We start from the raw sequence: 15,149 nt of genomic DNA on the forward strand, positions 1-15,149 counted from the left end.
GGATTGAGTCGTCGCATCGACTACTCAGACCTGGGGGTTGGGCGTCCCAATCACATTCGAAGCGATGAGTTCGCGTAGCCACATATGGGCGGGGTCTCGGTGCAGTCGCTCCGGCCATAGCATGAGCATTTCAAACCCCGGAATGCTGAGCGGCGGCTCTTGGACAAGGAGGGCAGGCTCATCACCTACCAGCCTTTCAGGCACAACTGCAACAAGATCACTGTGCGCCAATGCGGATAGCAGCGAGTTGAAGTTGGGCACCGACAAGACGACGCGCCGCTCCAGACCTTTGGCAGCAAGTGCCTGGTCAGTGCTGCCTACGAACCCCGCTCCGTTTGGAGACATGACCGCATGCTCAAGCTTGCAGAACGCTTTGAGGCTTAGCCTGGACGCCAACGCCGGGTGATCACACCGCCCGGCCAGCACGTAGCGCTCGTGAACCAATGAGCGCTGGCGTAACTTCGGCGGCGCTTCATCGCGGATGTGCAAAGCCAGGTCGAGCCGACCGTTCTCCAGATCATGAGCCAGGTCGGTCGGGTATTTGCTGAGCAGCGCCAATCGAGTGTTTGGCGCAAGGCGCCGCATCGGCCCGAGTGACGGCCATACCAGAGCGGCAGTGGCGTAATCACTGGCGGCCACCTTCCAGGTTTGAGTCGACAGTAAGGGCTCAAATGCCACAGTGGGGCTGAGCGCGCCTTCTAAAGCCGCGAGTGCTTCACGCAGCGGTCCACGCAATTCGCGACCCCGCTCTGTGGGCAACATCCCTCGAGGGCCAGGCAGCAACAACGGATCGTTCAGCATCTCTCTGAGACGGCCTAGCTGCAAGCTGACAGTTGGCTGAGCAAGGTTCAGCAATCGCGCCGCTCGGGTGACGTTTTGCTCGGCCAACAGCGCGTCCAGTGTGACCAACAGATTGAGATCCAGCCGATGCAAGCTATTGCTCATGTAAATACCATGTGTTTCGGGAATTCATTTCTAACATAGTAGCCCCGACGCTACGGTGAGGCCATCAACCCACTCGGAGCCCGCAATGAAGCTACTTCTAATCTATGCCCACCCCGAACCTCGCTCTCTCAATGGCGCATTGAGAGATTTTGCGGTTGCCCATCTGACAGCCGCAGGGCATGACGTCCAAGTCTCGGATCTCTACCAGATGCGCTGGAAGGCCGCCCTGGACCCGGACGACGCACCCGGCTACGCCAGCGATAAGCCCTTCAACCCGGCGACAGAGTCCCATCGCGTATTTGTCGCCGGTACCCAGCCGGCGGACATCGAGACCGAGCAGGCCAAGTTGCTGTGGGCCGATGCCGTGATCTTCCAGTTTCCCTTGTGGTGGTTTTCCATGCCCGCGATTCTGAAGGGCTGGGTTGATCGCGTGTACGCCCATGGTTTTGCCTACGGCGTCGGCGAACACAGCGAAAGTCACTGGGGGGATCGCTACGGCGAGGGAAGCATGGCGGGCAAGCGTGCGATGCTGGTGGTCACGATGGGAGGTTGGGAATCCCACTACAGTGGCCGGGGCGTCAATGGTGCCTTGAATGACGTGCTGTTCCCTATCCAGCACGGTGTGCTTTTCTACCCGGGATTCACTGTGATGCCGCCGTTCCCGATCTATAAAACCAGCAAAACAGACGCCGATCGGTTCGAACAGATATGCGCAGCCTATGCCACTCGGCTGGATAATCTGTTCCTTGACCAGCCTTTGCGGTTTCGCAGGCAAAACGCTGGCGACTATGAAATTCCGGCACTGACGCTCAAGCCACACCTTGCGCCTGATCGGCATGATTTGGGAATCCACCTCTTGGGTGAGGAATAAAGGTAGTCGGACCTGTAGACGCGCGGTGCACGCGAACGACCCGCTCGCCAAGGCGCAGATTAGCTGACAAGCGCCTTGGATTCCGGCCCACGAAGTAACAGCACTGAGCTGACAAATCCCAAAAGCCCTACGCTCCCTAATGCTAACCAGGTCTCGACAGGGGTGCGGTTTAGTATGAGCCAGCTACCCACGTAATAACCGGCGGCGCCGCTGAGCGCCCCCACTGCGCTCATCACTCCGAAGAATGTTCCCTGACTCCCTTCCGTTGCCAATGATGCGGTCATGCTTTCGAGCGTGGGCAACAGGATGGTCTCGACGACTGAATAGGCGACGATAAACAGCAGAAACCATTCGATGCCGCGCAGCATAGCGAGACTGGCGAAGCTAGCTCCCGCCCCCAGATACGCCCAAGTGGTCAGTGATGCAGGATTTACTTTCGTCATCCACCCTTTCGCCAGAATGATAAAGGCGAGGCCGGCCACGCCATTGATGACATAAATGGCGGAAGCGGCATGAGGCCCGGCCAGTTGTCCTGCGTACATTGGAAACGCAACGTAGAGCTGTGGGAACAGGAAAAACCACGGTAATGAAACCACGATCAACCGCCATAGCCCGGCATGTGTGGCGGCCGCCTTCAGGCTTTCAATCATGGACTGCCTTCGGAAGCTCACTGATGATCCGAATTTCGACCGGTGGGCGACGACGCTGAGGGTAATGAACAAAATGGCGCTGACTCCGAAAGCCATACGGATATCAGCCAGGCCCGCAAGACCGCCGGCTGTAGGACCCACCACTGCTCCGACGTTCAGCATTTGGTTGTTGGACGCGAAGAGGGCTGAGTGGGATTCTTTGGGTTGCCGGCCGAAGAGGCCATACACGCCACCCTCGTAGCATGCGACACCGGTACCGGCGATCACCGCGAAGACTACCCAGGCGCTCACCCCCTCGAAATAGCTGAAACCCAGAAAGCCCAAGCCTCGCAGCAGGAGGCCCAAGGTGATGACCCTGTGTGAGCCGAACCGATCAGTAATCGCGCCTGCGGCGAGCGGCAACACCTGCGCGGAAAGCAAATTGGCGGACATCACCGACGCGAGTGCGGCAGCACCAAAATGAAGGTTCGCCGACATATACAGGGCCAGCAGTGGGATAGTCATAAAATGGGAGGCATTCATCAGACCCTGCATCCACAGCAATCTGCGGATATCGTGGGGCCAGAACGGTCGTTCGGGCTGCACTTCCTTGATCATGTTGAGGCTCCGTAACCGTCAATGTTATTTTGATGGTTACTTAGATAAATGGCGTTTGCAATAGGAGAGGGCGATGCAACCTCAGCATCAAGCAGCACCGGGGGATCTCGAATACGTTCGACGCTTCATTAACACGTGGTCGATTCCAAACCAGACACGCACGGCAACGGATGACCTGCCGCTGCTTGCAAGGGACGCTGAAAGCTGGCGCGAGGCACTTTCGCTTCATCCTCCGGCCGATAAGGATTCCTTGGAGCAGCTACGGGAGTTGCGCTCGGACTTACGTAAGTCATGCGAGGGACTGGATAAGGCGAATGGTCTGCTGAACGCCTGGTTCTCGCGCGTCTCTCTGTCAGTTCGCGTTAAATCTGTGGAGGAGGGGGCGTCCCAACTCTGTGTGATGCCTGCAGACGGCAGTTACATTGCCTATATTCTTGCGGCGGTAGCCAATGCCATTTCGTCAGGTACATGGTCGCGACTTAAAACGTGTGGCGATTGCCGTTGGGCTTTCTACGACAACACCCGCAACGGCAGCAAGCGTTGGTGTGGCATGACCAAAGGCGGGGTGGATGGCAGGGCTTGCGGGACGATTGCCAAAGTTAGCGCCTTCAGGGCCAGAGCAGCCGCCAGAGCGAAGTCGGATCCGGGCGCACACTAAGTGGCGCGCAGAGGTCCGCCGAATGCTTATTGAGGACCACAAACATTCAAACCGTTTTTTTCGCCGCACACTTCTGCGGCACCACACATTCCAACCGCTAAAAACAGAAAAGCCCGGCGAACCGGGCTCTCTTAAACCGAGCGCTACTTATCGAGCGGCTTTCAGTTTGATCACGTCACCGGATACGGTGGTGGTGTAGCCGTTCAGAACCCATGCCCAGAACCACTTTTCCTGCACTTGAGTGTTGATCAGCGCATCGCCACCTTTGGCTTGGATGGCGTAACTCTGCGCGCGGACAAAACGGTCGTTCTGACGAATCGGGATCAGACCGAAAAGCATCAGGCCAGTGGCGCTTGCCTCACTATGGCCAACGACGGTGTACTGGCTGCTGTCGTATTGCTGGGTCTTCATGGCGGTGCCGGTGCAACCCGCGAGAACCAGACCACATGCTGCAGAAACGATGATTTTGCTGAAGGACTTCACTTACAAACTCCATTGAATAAAGCCCGAATCCAATTATCGAGCGGCGCCACTTTACCCGAACGGATAACACTTACGCACACCTTTAACGCTGATTCGACGCCCTCACTGACTGATGACTGCGGCCGTTCCAAGCGCTTGAATATTTGCAGTTTCTAACAAAGCAAAAGTAACGGTAGCGGAAGGATTAGCGTCAGCAGGGCGCGGATGCTCACTGGCATGTCACCGGTTTGCTCGTCAGGGTTGCCATCACCCGCGAGAAAACTCGCCAGCATCTTGAGCCCGGTACTTGAGAAAGACGTTATGGCCTAACCGACATTTTGAGAAAGAACGAGTTGGCATGACAAGGTGGAGGATGCGTGCGCTCAGATCGCCAAGACCTGGAGAACGTAAGATTCGGCATCACAGGGGCTGTTGGAGGCCAGCTGTCAAGAAGCGGCTGGAATGATGTACAACGTAAAGTGTTTCATAATTTAACATAATATACATTATGCGAACCCTCTGATTCTACTTGGTGGGGCTGCTAAGGCTGGTGAAAGCCCAGCAGCGAAAACGCCACCAGTAAGCCGGCCGGCTTTCCTGAAGATGCCATTTCCAATCGACGATGTGACTGTTGTGCAGATCGAGCAGCTCAATCGTTGGATTGAATCGGCTTTGATCGCTCATGCCGTTGGCTGGGTAATCAGTTTTCATCGTGATCATTGTGCGGTTAACAGCGTGCGCTGACCTCGGCTAGTGTCGTTGACGACAGTGTAATTAACGCCCTTGCGTGGTGCCTGGCTGGCTGAATCGGCTGGCACGGGCGCTTGAGTGGCGACAAAACGTGGCTGTCCAACGGCGGCGGCTCGCTCTGAACCGAGCCGCTCTCCGCCTCCGTTGGCCATCATAGAGCCGGAACAGACGACGGTTCGTGATCCACCGGGAAACGTCAGCTCTGCAACGCAAGGGCCTCGGGAAATTACGCCGTAACCAGAGGAAATCATCTGTCCTGTTGTGTGCATGAATGAGCGGTCAGTTTTTGTCAGCTGAAAAGCATACATGGTGCCGCGCTCTTCGTTGCCCAAGCTGCCCTTGATGACGATATCGAAGTCATGAAAAGGATCGTTACTCATGCTAGGAGGTGGCAGATTTTGCTGATCAGGTAAGCGAACAGGATCAGGAACACGAACCGGGACAGGACTTTGAACAGGAACCACCTTATTGGCCGAAGCACCGGCAGGAAGATCCTGAGGAGCAAACGGACTGTGAAACGGGTTGCCGCCAGAAGAGTAGAAAACATACCCAATAACAGCAGCGGCCACCAAGCCGAGGAAAAGTATGCGCGGAGACGCGAACGCGTTTTTGCCCGCCATAGTGTCCCGGTGAACTCCGGTTGCTGTGGAGTCGTAGAGCTTAAAGACTCGCGTGTCAATCTTGCGAAGAGTGACGATGTTAGAACCATCAGTCGGGGCTTTATTGTCCTGAGCACTGTGCATTGCCTCTTTATAGTCTTTAGCGACGAGTTTCTTCATCGTCTTGCCAAGTAACGCCAAATTCGAGTGCTGGTAAGCAGCCTCAGAGGTTCCTCGGATATCAGAGTGGAGATACTTGATATTGGGCATCGTAAGGATGATGTCCCAGTTAAAGTGTCGGTGCATCGTCCAGGCTGATAGCCAGTTGGTAGGTAAATCTGCGGCCTTAGCGGCATCAAGGCCACCCGGATAATTGAAGCGCTCCAGATATTTATCAGTCCAGTTGCTTGGAAAGATTACTTGAGCTTCGTCGAAGATCAGAAAGGCGTTTCGCGGAGCCCATTGAAACCAAGTTCTAATACGTTCGAGTCCGTCTTCGGATTCATGGCTAATATAGAGCACGTCAAAAGAGTCAGGAAGATCATCAAATACGTTACAGAAGCGTTCACGAGACATCCCTCGAACGTTGGTAATGATTAAGCGGCCTTCTTTTGCAGCAGGTACAGCATCGTCCCATACAGCGCCAGAAGTCTTGTATGAACCGTTAGGACCGTGGTGGATTTTGATAGCCATATGATTAACCTACCGGCACAAATTTCATGGCCCAGCGAGTGGGAATTGCGGAGAGTATTAACGTCAATCCTTGGGGGATTTTGAAGAACTCTAAAGTTGCCTGAATGTTGCCGGGGATGGATGCCCAAGCTGATTTAACAAGTGCAGCAGCACCGCTATCAGTGAGGATTTCCTGAACAACCTCGTAGGCCACATCGAGCGCAACAAGTTTCACCTGTATGGCGGTCCATATTGCAGCTTTAGTAAGAACGACGAGCAGTGACTTGATGAAATCGTATATGCCCGAATCCATGAAGTCCCATTGAGCCTGAAAGAAATGGGTGACTTGGCCCATCCACGAAATGATTGCGTCCATAAAGAGTCCTCAAAGGAAAATAATGAATAACGCGGTTAGAGCGCAGGATGCGTATACAGCTGCTGCAATCCATGACAATGAGCTAGCGAACTGATCCAAACAAAAAGTGATTGAGTGACCATAGAATTCAACAGCAGGCGGGCAAAACAACTGCCCTCCTCCTCCACCTAAATTGGCTTGAGAAAGTGGGTCGAATGCAGTCTTCATTTTGTCAATGCGGTCTTTAAGGTCTTTCTTGCCGTCCTCGATCTTTTTATCCCAGTCAGATGACTGTCCATCAAAGTTTCCGTTCTCTGGGTCAGTCAGTCCACCTGCACCGCCAGAGCCGCAATCCTCGCTTGTGCAATCACCTGAAGCTTCATCACCAGTTCCATTGCCAGAAGTTTTGCCGGGAGTTATACCAGTGCCCGATGAACCGCAAGTCCCCTTACAGTCGGTTTTGGTGCCGGTTGTCTGGCCGGCGCCATTAGTTTTCGTGGTGGTCGTGGTAGTTGAGACGGTAGTGCTGCACTTGTTAATGCCAGTGCAGGTGGTCTTAGTGGCGGTGTCTGTTTTAACGGCTGTTTTGCCGCCGTCGGGATCGGGAGTTGTCTTGACGGTGGAATCAATTTTAATGCCGTTGCTGGATGGAGGAACGGTAAAACAACTCATGGAGCCGTTAACAGTGCCACATTTCTGAGTCCCTTCTTTTGCGCTCTCGGTGTGAGAAGTGCATGAAACGGAGTCGCCCGAACCGCTGTAAACGCAGGGGTCACTTTTTGTTGTGCTGGTTGGAAGGATTGGGTCACAAGATCCACCAGGGCAAGCGGCGTCCTTAGCATCTACGACGTTGGATTTGTTGTTAACCTTACCGGTGAACTTGCCTATGACATTACAAGTAACTGCGCCTTTAACATCAGTAACGCAGTCGGTAGTAGAAATGGTGCCGACCTCACAGCTGGTGGCGCCTGAAGCGAAAGTGGGAGGCGCAGAGGGTAAACCACCGTCCCAAGTGCCAGAAACTTTATAACTTGAGCCGGGACCTGATTGGTTGCCCAAATAACCACATGTAGCATTGTCGTCTGAGTCGGTGAAGTTAACACAGGAACCTGACTTGGAACTCCAAATCATAGGGTCGGCAGAACTACCTCCGGTCTGGTCTTCGCAAAGTTCACCGTCTTTCTTTGAGGACTTACAGGCACCAGTAGTTGAATCATATAGGGAGCCTTCAGAACAGGAGTCACCATGACGAACAACACCACCGCCAAGCTCGGTATATTTGTCAGGGCTGCCCCATTGGGCACCATATGGCGCGGAGTAGACACAACGAGCCTCACCGGGGCTTTGCCACTGGAGACTAGTTACAGGAGCTGGACCGTCCCAATAAGTGCTGGTCATAGTTGGCTTACAAGCAGCGATAGCACTACTAGCGTGACCAGTACCGTCAGTGGAAGACCAGTAGTAGTCCTCTGCACTAGCGGCGCCGGAGAGAATGAAGAGAAAGAGTAAAACGAATATTTGGCGCAAAAAAAACCCCCGTTTCCGGGGGCTGAAGTTAGAGATATTCAGCGCACCGGATACCAGTAACCAGTGCGCTGGCCATGAGAATCCCAGCCAGCGCGGACCAGATCACGACAGATCAAACTTTCTTGATCATTGCCAGAACGATGCTAACGACGACCAGCGCGGCAACGGTAGCAACGACAGCCCCTCCAACGCTGAGCCCAGAGGACTGAGCGGCGGAAATGGCAGCAGTGGCAGCCGAGGCAACGTCATCAGCGGCAGACGACACTTGCGATGCCAGGGCAGCACCGGCGGCACCGAAAACTACTACGGTTTTGCGGAAAGAAGGAACAACTGCGAACTTGCGGATTGCTTGTTTCATGGGTCTAGCCTCTTTTTGCTTTGCGAAGTTGAGAAATGATAATGCCTGCTGCGAAACCGATTGCGAACAACGTTAAAGTGGCTCCAAAGAACTGCAAGAACGTTGACGAATCAAAACCACCGTGAATTACAAGTTCCAACTGAGCTTGTTCATCAGGCGTTAAAACATAAGTGTCCACCCAAGCTTGAGAGGTGCAATTCGTCACTCCGTCAGCAGTTTGGGAAAACTGGCTGCACACCAAAACGGGTTGAGTGGACACTTATTACGCTCCTGCTGCCTTAAGCGGTGTGGCAACAGGGGAAGTAAGCTTCAGGGCTGGACCCTGCAGGGTATAACGTTCTTGTGGCTTGCCGTTGAACAGTTCACATTCGATACGAACCGGCGCATAAACCTCGCTGCCGATAAGAGACCGATAGGCGTTGTGAAGACCTTTCTTATAGTCGTTACCAGCGACCATAATTTTGCGGGTTGTTGTGTGGCTGATACCGTCGCGGTCGGTAGACAGGTCGTCAATAGCTACTACGGCATACGGGTTCTTGCCTTGAACATCTTCGTTCTTAGTAATGACGGCCTGAACGAAACCTTGGAGAAGAATCATGTTTAATGCTCCTTAATGTCGAGGGAGTCGGGAGTCTGTGCCCGGTTTACGAAATGCCCAACTGGGCGGAATACATTGTTTGTCTCGTCGAAACGTGACAAAAGTTCTTCTGGTGGCAGCTTGCTTAACTTGTGCAGCTGCCATAGCTCGTACAAATTCGCACATAACGAGATTAGTGAGATCATGAGCAGCGCTGTGAAGAAGATTAGATTCAGCAAGGGACTCAGCAATGTGCATCTCCACAGCCCAGCGCAGCAGTTGATAGTCGGATTTATTCATTGAAAGAAAACCAAGCCAGCAAATGTGATCGCAAAGACGGGGACGAAAAGAAGAACGTCGAAGAGAGACATTAGAAACCCATCCATTCAGCTACTGAAATAGTGCCAGTCTTGCTTTCGATAAGCTTATTGAGCGGCTCATGCTTTACACCCTGCTCTTTAAGCTCGGCCATATGGCGCAAAGTTTCGTCCACCTCAGCACGAAGTGGAGAAACGGTATTAGCACGGACAATCGCCATTAGTTCGAGCTGACGGCGCTGGACAGCAGACAATCCACGACCAGGCTGAAGAACCTTTTTCATGCCGCCACCAATTGAAGGTGACGGGGAACTACCGCATGACGATAGAAAGCCGGAACAGAGCTTTCAAACTTGCGCTCGATCTCGCGAACGTTACGGATAAAAACAACACCGTGACGAGTTCCGTCATAAGGAAGCTTGATGTCAATACCAATCTGACGAAGACGGGCGCGATGGGTCTTAACGGCTGAAGTCTCAAAATTGAACGACTGTCCAGACTGCCAAAGATGCGCATAACCTGCTGTGGTCATTGCAGCTTTACGGGTGTCAACGATGTTTTTCGCCAAAAGCTCATCAGCGACTGTGAGGAGGTCGAAGTTGTTAATCTCGCACTTTTCACCGAGCATAAGAAAACCCCTGTGGATTTCCACTAATTTAGATTCATCAAACAAGCCCCAAAACTGGAGGCGTTCGCGCTTCAAGAATTCAGACCGGCACTTAATTTCTGACCGGACCATTCCAACAGAACGGCACCAGTCTCGAAGTGCCGTTACATAACCTAATTCTTCGGAGTCTTCACCGAAGGTACGTTTAACGCGGGGAAGCAAATGAGCATCAAGCTCAGCAGCTTTGGCGTAATTACCGGGGTAAACGAGGCGACCGGCCTTTTCGCCACCCTTGGGGGTCCAAACAGTGGTATTGCCGTCTGGATAGAGATAACCAATTGAGTTGCGATAACGCTGAGAAGATATGCCGCGAAGGTAAGCTCGTTCGTTACCCTGCCCTACATAAAAATTGGATGTGAGGTCAAGGCGCTGAAATACAGCTCCGTCAGCAACAGCAGTTCCGTCATCGAGACGTTTAATGGTCTTGCACTTGGTCATAGGTGGCAGACCATACTCAGCGAGCAGCGAGTTAATTACACGCATGCAGTCGTCAAGAGATTTGAGACCAAAAACGTTATCGAGACGGTTAAGTCTGGAAGGATTGCCATCGACTGTGATGCGGCGACCACAAACGTGGATTCGGAAGCTGGTCGAATAGCTGCCTTCAGCAAAAAAAGCGGGAACGCTGGTGGACAAGAGCTCATCGGTGCCGGCATCAAAACGACGCGTGATGACCTCCCCAACCCGGGGGAGATCGTAGTCGTAGTCCTGAAATGCCTTGGTCCAATCGTAGAACATTGGAAATCCTGTCAAGCCCCCAAATAATGTGGAGGATGCTACGATATCTCGCGGAGCCGTGACAAGCGTTATTTGGTGGGACATGCCACCATATGTCGGGCATGTATAGGCATACAGGAGTTAGGGTCAATGAATCACCACAATGCGGCAGAGCTACCAATGAGCATCGGCGAAAACATCAGGCAAAAACGAGAAGCGGTGGGAATGTCCCAGAAAACGCTGGCGGAAGCGATTGAGAGCGGAGAAAACACAGTCGCAGGGTGGGAGAAAGACAAGAACGCACCACCCGGTGACAAAGTGGTGATCATGGCAAGGCTTTTCGGATGCTCGACCGACGAAATACTGTTGGAGAAGCAAGACAGGGACGTATCACCAGAAATGAGGGCTTTGTTCAGGCGCTTCAACGATCTACCGGACGACCTAAAACCGCTCGCAAGGAGCATGGTAGGGGGTCTTTTGGCGAGCATCGAGGAAGAGGCATCGAGGCAGCACGTGGCATAAAAAGTATGCGATTCCATACCAAAGTGGGGGTGTTACAGGCACCCCCACCCAATCAGCTCCAAAACCGCAGGAAGCGCAATGTTCGCAAAATGGATTTTCGTCATGATGATCGAGGGCAAGCCTCAGATCGTCGCTGAGAAGCCCACAGAAGCCCTGTGCCAACAGGCAATGGTGCGGATCTTGGCACTGAAACAGGCTCAAGGTCGAAAGACAGCTGGAGCCTGCTACATCCTCACGACCCAATAGATCAAGGGCCCCTCCGGGGGCAAGCCCTTTGCTTGAGCGGCGGGAGCCTGGACGGTGAAGCACATCCAGGCACCCTTGCGGAGGTTAAAGGGGATTGGGGCTGGTAAAGGGGTCGCTGCGCTCCGGGTCTCCGTTTGACGCGACGGTAGAGCGTGTCACGACAAGCCGGGGACGCGGCCCTTGACCTGAGAAGGATCGAGGGAGGGTTTGGTGGGAAAAGCGCGCTGCAGGGCTGGTAGGGCCTCGCATAATGGACGTTATGGCTAAATCATCCGCGGGGCGCGGAGCGATTTTCCCCGCGGCTGATTCTGGCCGGCGGCCGCAAGTACCATAACGTCACAGAAATTATGCGAACCCTCTGATTCTACTTGGTGGGGCTGCTAAGGCTGGTGAAAGCCCAGCAGCGAAAACGCCACCAGTAAGCCGGCCGGCTTTCCTGAAGATGCCATTTCCAATCGACGATGTGACTGTTGTGCAGATCGAGCAGCTCAATCGTTGGATTGAATCGGCTTTGATCGCTCATGCCGTTGGCTGGGTAATCAGTTTTCATCGTGATCATTGTGCGGTTAACAGCGTGCGCTGACCTCGGCTAGTGTCGTTGACGACAGTGTAATTAACGCCCTTGCGTGGTGCCTGGCTGGCTGAATCGGCTGGCACGGGCGCTTGAGTGGCGACAAAACGTGGCTGTCCAACGGCGGCGGCTCGCTCTGAACCGAGCCGCTCTCCGCCTCCGTTGGCCATCATAGAGCCGGAACAGACGACGGTTCGTGATCCACCGGGAAACGTCAGCTCTGCAACGCAAGGGCCTCGGGAAATTACGCCGTAACCAGAGGAAATCATCTGTCCTGTTGTGTGCATGAATGAGCGGTCAGTTTTTGTCAGCTGAAAAGCATACATGGTGCCGCGCTCTTCGTTGCCCAAGCTGCCCTTGATGACGATATCGAAGTCATGAAAAGGATCGTTACTCATGCTAGGAGGTGGCAGATTTTGCTGATCAGGTAAGCGAACAGGATCAGGAACACGAACCGGGACAGGACTTTGAACAGGAACCACCTTATTGGCCGAAGCACCGGCAGGAAGATCCTGAGGAGCAAACGGACTGTGAAACGGGTTGCCGCCAGAAGAGTAGAAAACATACCCAATAACAGCAGCGGCCACCAAGCCGAGGAAAAGTATGCGCGGAGACGCGAACGCGTTTTTGCCCGCCATAGTGTCCCGGTGAACTCCGGTTGCTGTGGAGTCGTAGAGCTTAAAGACTCGCGTGTCAATCTTGCGAAGAGTGACGATGTTAGAACCATCAGTCGGGGCTTTATTGTCCTGAGCACTGTGCATTGCCTCTTTATAGTCTTTAGCGACGAGTTTCTTCATCGTCTTGCCAAGTAACGCCAAATTCGAGTGCTGGTAAGCAGCCTCAGAGGTTCCTCGGATATCAGAGTGGAGATACTTGATATTGGGCATCGTAAGGATGATGTCCCAGTTAAAGTGTCGGTGCATCGTCCAGGCTGATAGCCAGTTGGTAGGTAAATCTGCGGCCTTAGCGGCATCAAGGCCACCCGGATAATTGAAGCGCTCCAGATATTTATCAGTCCAGTTGCTTGGAAAGATTACTTGAGCTTCGTCGAAGATCAGAAAGGCGTTTCGCGGAGCCCATTGAAACCAAGTTCTAATACGTTCGAGTCCGTCTTCGGATTCATGGCTAATATAGAGCACGTCAAAAGAGTCAGGAAGATCATCAAATACGTTACAGAAGCGTTCACGAGACATCCCTCGAACGTTGGTAATGATTAAGCGGCCTTCTTTTGCAGCAGGTACAGCATCGTCCCATACAGCGCCAGAAGTCTTGTATGAACCGTTAGGACCGTGGTGGATTTTGATAGCCATATGATTAACCTACCGGCACAAATTTCATGGCCCAGCGAGTGGGAATTGCGGAGAGTATTAACGTCAATCCTTGGGGGATTTTGAAGAACTCTAAAGTTGCCTGAATGTTGCCGGGGATGGATGCCCAAGCTGATTTAACAAGTGCAGCAGCACCGCTATCAGTGAGGATTTCCTGAACAACCTCGTAGGCCACATCGAGCGCAACAAGTTTCACCTGTATGGCGGTCCATATTGCAGCTTTAGTAAGAACGACGAGCAGTGACTTGATGAAATCGTATATGCCCGAATCCATGAAGTCCCATTGAGCCTGAAAGAAATGGGTGACTTGGCCCATCCACGAAATGATTGCGTCCATAAAGAGTCCTCAAAGGAAAATAATGAATAACGCGGTTAGAGCGCAGGATGCGTATACAGCTGCTGCAATCCATGACAATGAGCTAGCGAACTGATCCAAACAAAAAGTGATTGAGTGACCATAGAATTCAACAGCAGGCGGGCAAAACAACTGCCCTCCTCCTCCACCTAAATTGGCTTGAGAAAGTGGGTCGAATGCAGTCTTCATTTTGTCAATGCGGTCTTTAAGGTCTTTCTTGCCGTCCTCGATCTTTTTATCCCAGTCAGATGACTGTCCATCAAAGTTTCCGTTCTCTGGGTCAGTCAGTCCACCTGCACCGCCAGAGCCGCAATCCTCGCTTGTGCAATCACCTGAAGCTTCATCACCAGTTCCATTGCCAGAAGTTTTGCCGGGAGTTATACCAGTGCCCGATGAACCGCAAGTCCCCTTACAGTCGGTTTTGGTGCCGGTTGTCTGGCCGGCGCCATTAGTTTTCGTGGTGGTCGTGGTAGTTGAGACGGTAGTGCTGCACTTGTTAATGCCAGTGCAGGTGGTCTTAGTGGCGGTGTCTGTTTTAACGGCTGTTTTGCCGCCGTCGGGATCGGGAGTTGTCTTGACGGTGGAATCAATTTTAATGCCGTTGCTGGATGGAGGAACGGTAAAACAACTCATGGAGCCGTTAACAGTGCCACATTTCTGAGTCCCTTCTTTTGCGCTCTCGGTGTGAGAAGTGCATGAAACGGAGTCGCCCGAACCGCTGTAAACGCAGGGGTCACTTTTTGTTGTGCTGGTTGGAAGGATTGGGTCACAAGATCCACCAGGGCAAGCGGCGTCCTTAGCATCTACGACGTTGGATTTGTTGTTAACCTTACCGGTGAACTTGCCTATGACATTACAAGTAACTGCGCCTTTAACATCAGTAACGCAGTCGGTAGTAGAAATGGTGCCGACCTCACAGCTGGTGGCGCCTGAAGCGAAAGTGGGAGGCGCAGAGGGTAAACCACCGTCCCAAGTGCCAGAAACTTTATAACTTGAGCCGGGACCTGATTGGTTGCCCAAATAACCACATGTAGCATTGTCGTCTGAGTCGGTGAAGTTAACACAGGAACCTGACTTGGAACTCCAAATCATAGGGTCGGCAGAACTACCTCCGGTCTGGTCTTCGCAAAGTTCACCGTCTTTCTTTGAGGACTTACAGGCACCAGTAGTTGAATCATATAGGGAGCCTTCAGAACAGGAGTCACCATGACGAACAACACCACCGCCAAGCTCGGTATATTTGTCAGGGCTGCCCCATTGGGCACCATATGGCGCGGAGTAGACACAACGAGCCTCACCGGGGCTTTGCCACTGGAGACTAGTTACAGGAGCTGGACCGTCCCAATAAGTGCTGGTCATAGTTGGCTTACAAGCAGCGATAGCACTACTAGCGTGACCAGTACCG

20 protein-coding genes are annotated in these 15,149 nt (G+C 53.0%); 4 read left to right on the forward strand and 16 right to left on the reverse strand.

All coding sequences use genetic code 11. The features are described from left to right. Positions 1–24: 24 nt before the first annotated feature. Positions 25–945, reverse strand: a complete 921-nt coding sequence (locus QMX88_RS07560; RefSeq protein WP_282367845.1) for a LysR family transcriptional regulator — start codon at positions 943–945, stop codon at positions 25–27. Between the two features lie 85 nt (positions 946–1,030). On the opposite strand from QMX88_RS07560, the gene QMX88_RS07565 reads away from it, so the two are divergent. Continuing rightward, a complete protein-coding gene (locus QMX88_RS07565) occupies positions 1,031–1,816 on the forward strand; it encodes an NAD(P)H-dependent oxidoreductase (protein ID WP_282367846.1) in 786 nt (261 codons plus the stop codon). A gap of 59 nt (positions 1,817–1,875) precedes the next feature. Here the strand turns inward: QMX88_RS07565 and QMX88_RS07570 are convergent, their stop codons facing one another. Beyond that, complete coding sequence (locus tag QMX88_RS07570) at positions 1,876–3,063, reverse strand: MFS transporter (RefSeq protein ID WP_282367847.1); 1,188 nt, start codon at positions 3,061–3,063, stop codon at positions 1,876–1,878. Positions 3,064–3,136: 73 nt separating this feature from the next. On the opposite strand from QMX88_RS07570, the gene QMX88_RS07575 reads away from it, so the two are divergent. Continuing rightward, the gene (locus QMX88_RS07575) at positions 3,137–3,721 is read left to right on the forward strand and encodes a CGNR zinc finger domain-containing protein (protein ID WP_282367848.1); all 585 of its coding nucleotides are present in this window, start codon (positions 3,137–3,139) and stop codon (positions 3,719–3,721) included. A 147-nt stretch (positions 3,722–3,868) separates the two neighbouring features. On the opposite strand, the gene QMX88_RS07580 is transcribed toward QMX88_RS07575, so the two are convergent. The 10 genes from QMX88_RS07580 to QMX88_RS07625 all read right to left on the reverse strand — a co-directional run bounded on the left by QMX88_RS07580 (position 3,869) and on the right by QMX88_RS07625 (position 10,743). Continuing rightward, positions 3,869–4,204 (reverse strand): hypothetical protein, encoded by a 336-nt coding sequence (locus tag QMX88_RS07580; RefSeq protein WP_282367849.1) that lies wholly within the window; start codon positions 4,202–4,204, stop codon positions 3,869–3,871. 504 nt (positions 4,205–4,708) lie between these two features. Continuing rightward, complete coding sequence (locus tag QMX88_RS07585) at positions 4,709–4,894, reverse strand: hypothetical protein (protein WP_282367851.1); 186 nt, start codon at positions 4,892–4,894, stop codon at positions 4,709–4,711. Between the two features lie 5 nt (positions 4,895–4,899). After that, a complete protein-coding gene (locus QMX88_RS07590) occupies positions 4,900–6,225 on the reverse strand; it encodes a zonular occludens toxin domain-containing protein (RefSeq protein ID WP_282367853.1) in 1,326 nt (441 codons plus the stop codon). A gap of 4 nt (positions 6,226–6,229) precedes the next feature. Continuing rightward, complete coding sequence (locus QMX88_RS07595; protein WP_282367855.1) at positions 6,230–6,580, reverse strand: DUF2523 family protein; 351 nt, start codon at positions 6,578–6,580, stop codon at positions 6,230–6,232. Between the two features lie 9 nt (positions 6,581–6,589). Continuing rightward, positions 6,590–7,957: a hypothetical protein gene (locus tag QMX88_RS07600; protein ID WP_282367856.1), complete on the reverse strand. Its 1,368-nt coding sequence runs from the start codon at positions 7,955–7,957 to the stop codon at positions 6,590–6,592. A gap of 241 nt (positions 7,958–8,198) precedes the next feature. Then, positions 8,199–8,444: a hypothetical protein gene (locus QMX88_RS07605; protein WP_282367858.1), complete on the reverse strand. Its 246-nt coding sequence runs from the start codon at positions 8,442–8,444 to the stop codon at positions 8,199–8,201. Positions 8,445–8,448: 4 nt separating this feature from the next. Beyond that, a complete protein-coding gene (locus QMX88_RS07610) occupies positions 8,449–8,703 on the reverse strand; it encodes a hypothetical protein (RefSeq protein ID WP_282367860.1) in 255 nt (84 codons plus the stop codon). A gap of 3 nt (positions 8,704–8,706) precedes the next feature. Continuing rightward, entirely contained in the window at positions 8,707–9,042 is a 336-nt protein-coding gene (locus tag QMX88_RS07615) for a hypothetical protein (RefSeq protein WP_282367862.1), read from the reverse strand. A 349-nt stretch (positions 9,043–9,391) separates the two neighbouring features. Continuing rightward, positions 9,392–9,622, reverse strand: coding sequence for a hypothetical protein (locus tag QMX88_RS07620; RefSeq protein WP_282367864.1), 231 nt, complete (start codon positions 9,620–9,622; stop codon positions 9,392–9,394). After that, a complete protein-coding gene (locus QMX88_RS07625) occupies positions 9,619–10,743 on the reverse strand; it encodes a phage/plasmid replication domain-containing protein (RefSeq protein WP_282367865.1) in 1,125 nt (374 codons plus the stop codon). Before QMX88_RS07625 ends, QMX88_RS07620 begins: the two co-directional genes overlap by 4 nt. 129 nt (positions 10,744–10,872) lie before the next feature. Between QMX88_RS07625 and QMX88_RS07630 the strand changes: the two genes are divergently transcribed. Both QMX88_RS07630 and QMX88_RS07635 read left to right on the forward strand, forming a co-directional pair. Next, positions 10,873–11,244: a helix-turn-helix domain-containing protein gene (locus QMX88_RS07630; protein WP_282367867.1), complete on the forward strand. Its 372-nt coding sequence runs from the start codon at positions 10,873–10,875 to the stop codon at positions 11,242–11,244. Between the two features lie 78 nt (positions 11,245–11,322). Beyond that, on the forward strand, positions 11,323–11,490 hold the full coding sequence (locus QMX88_RS07635; protein WP_282367869.1) for a hypothetical protein: 168 nt from the start codon (positions 11,323–11,325) through the stop codon (positions 11,488–11,490). 364 nt (positions 11,491–11,854) lie between these two features. Here QMX88_RS07635 and QMX88_RS07640 read toward each other — a convergent pair whose 3' ends face one another. The 4 genes from QMX88_RS07640 to QMX88_RS07655 are packed head-to-tail and all read right to left on the reverse strand — an operon-like array spanning position 11,855 to position 15,103. Beyond that, entirely contained in the window at positions 11,855–12,040 is a 186-nt protein-coding gene (locus QMX88_RS07640) for a hypothetical protein (protein WP_282367851.1), read from the reverse strand. 5 nt (positions 12,041–12,045) lie between these two features. Beyond that, the gene (locus QMX88_RS07645) at positions 12,046–13,371 is read right to left on the reverse strand and encodes a zonular occludens toxin domain-containing protein (RefSeq protein WP_282367853.1); all 1,326 of its coding nucleotides are present in this window, start codon (positions 13,369–13,371) and stop codon (positions 12,046–12,048) included. Positions 13,372–13,375: 4 nt separating this feature from the next. Then, a complete protein-coding gene (locus QMX88_RS07650) occupies positions 13,376–13,726 on the reverse strand; it encodes a DUF2523 family protein (RefSeq protein ID WP_282367855.1) in 351 nt (116 codons plus the stop codon). A gap of 9 nt (positions 13,727–13,735) precedes the next feature. Then, positions 13,736–15,103 (reverse strand): hypothetical protein, encoded by a 1,368-nt coding sequence (locus QMX88_RS07655; protein ID WP_282367856.1) that lies wholly within the window; start codon positions 15,101–15,103, stop codon positions 13,736–13,738. Positions 15,104–15,149: the final 46 nt, after the last annotated feature.

The organism is Pseudomonas sp. PS02290, assembly GCF_029960075.1.
GTDB lineage: Bacteria > Pseudomonadota > Gammaproteobacteria > Pseudomonadales > Pseudomonadaceae > Aquipseudomonas.

Excerpts from the sequence above, each read along its gene's own strand:
- QMX88_RS07635 (WP_282367869.1), top strand. The coding sequence starts at position 11,323 with ATGTTCGCAAAATGGATTTTCGTCATGATGATCGAGGGCAAGCCTCAG.
- QMX88_RS07595 (WP_282367855.1), bottom strand. The coding sequence starts at position 6,580 with ATGGACGCAATCATTTCGTGGATGGGCCAAGTCACCCATTTCTTTCAG.
- QMX88_RS07570 (WP_282367847.1), bottom strand. The coding sequence starts at position 3,063 with ATGATCAAGGAAGTGCAGCCCGAACGACCGTTCTGGCCCCACGATATC.
- QMX88_RS07565 (WP_282367846.1), top strand. The coding sequence starts at position 1,031 with ATGAAGCTACTTCTAATCTATGCCCACCCCGAACCTCGCTCTCTCAAT.
- QMX88_RS07615 (WP_282367862.1), bottom strand. The coding sequence starts at position 9,042 with ATGATTCTTCTCCAAGGTTTCGTTCAGGCCGTCATTACTAAGAACGAA.
- QMX88_RS07630 (WP_282367867.1), top strand. The coding sequence starts at position 10,873 with ATGAATCACCACAATGCGGCAGAGCTACCAATGAGCATCGGCGAAAAC.
- QMX88_RS07585 (WP_282367851.1), bottom strand. The coding sequence starts at position 4,894 with ATGAAAACTGATTACCCAGCCAACGGCATGAGCGATCAAAGCCGATTC.
- QMX88_RS07600 (WP_282367856.1), bottom strand. The coding sequence starts at position 7,957 with ATGACCAGCACTTATTGGGACGGTCCAGCTCCTGTAACTAGTCTCCAG.
- QMX88_RS07590 (WP_282367853.1), bottom strand. The coding sequence starts at position 6,225 with ATGGCTATCAAAATCCACCACGGTCCTAACGGTTCATACAAGACTTCT.
- QMX88_RS07625 (WP_282367865.1), bottom strand. The coding sequence starts at position 10,743 with ATGTTCTACGATTGGACCAAGGCATTTCAGGACTACGACTACGATCTC.
- QMX88_RS07655 (WP_282367856.1), bottom strand. The coding sequence starts at position 15,103 with ATGACCAGCACTTATTGGGACGGTCCAGCTCCTGTAACTAGTCTCCAG.
- QMX88_RS07640 (WP_282367851.1), bottom strand. The coding sequence starts at position 12,040 with ATGAAAACTGATTACCCAGCCAACGGCATGAGCGATCAAAGCCGATTC.
- QMX88_RS07620 (WP_282367864.1), bottom strand. The coding sequence starts at position 9,622 with ATGAAAAAGGTTCTTCAGCCTGGTCGTGGATTGTCTGCTGTCCAGCGC.
- QMX88_RS07575 (WP_282367848.1), top strand. The coding sequence starts at position 3,137 with ATGCAACCTCAGCATCAAGCAGCACCGGGGGATCTCGAATACGTTCGA.
- QMX88_RS07605 (WP_282367858.1), bottom strand. The coding sequence starts at position 8,444 with ATGAAACAAGCAATCCGCAAGTTCGCAGTTGTTCCTTCTTTCCGCAAA.
- QMX88_RS07650 (WP_282367855.1), bottom strand. The coding sequence starts at position 13,726 with ATGGACGCAATCATTTCGTGGATGGGCCAAGTCACCCATTTCTTTCAG.
- QMX88_RS07645 (WP_282367853.1), bottom strand. The coding sequence starts at position 13,371 with ATGGCTATCAAAATCCACCACGGTCCTAACGGTTCATACAAGACTTCT.
- QMX88_RS07560 (WP_282367845.1), bottom strand. The coding sequence starts at position 945 with ATGAGCAATAGCTTGCATCGGCTGGATCTCAATCTGTTGGTCACACTG.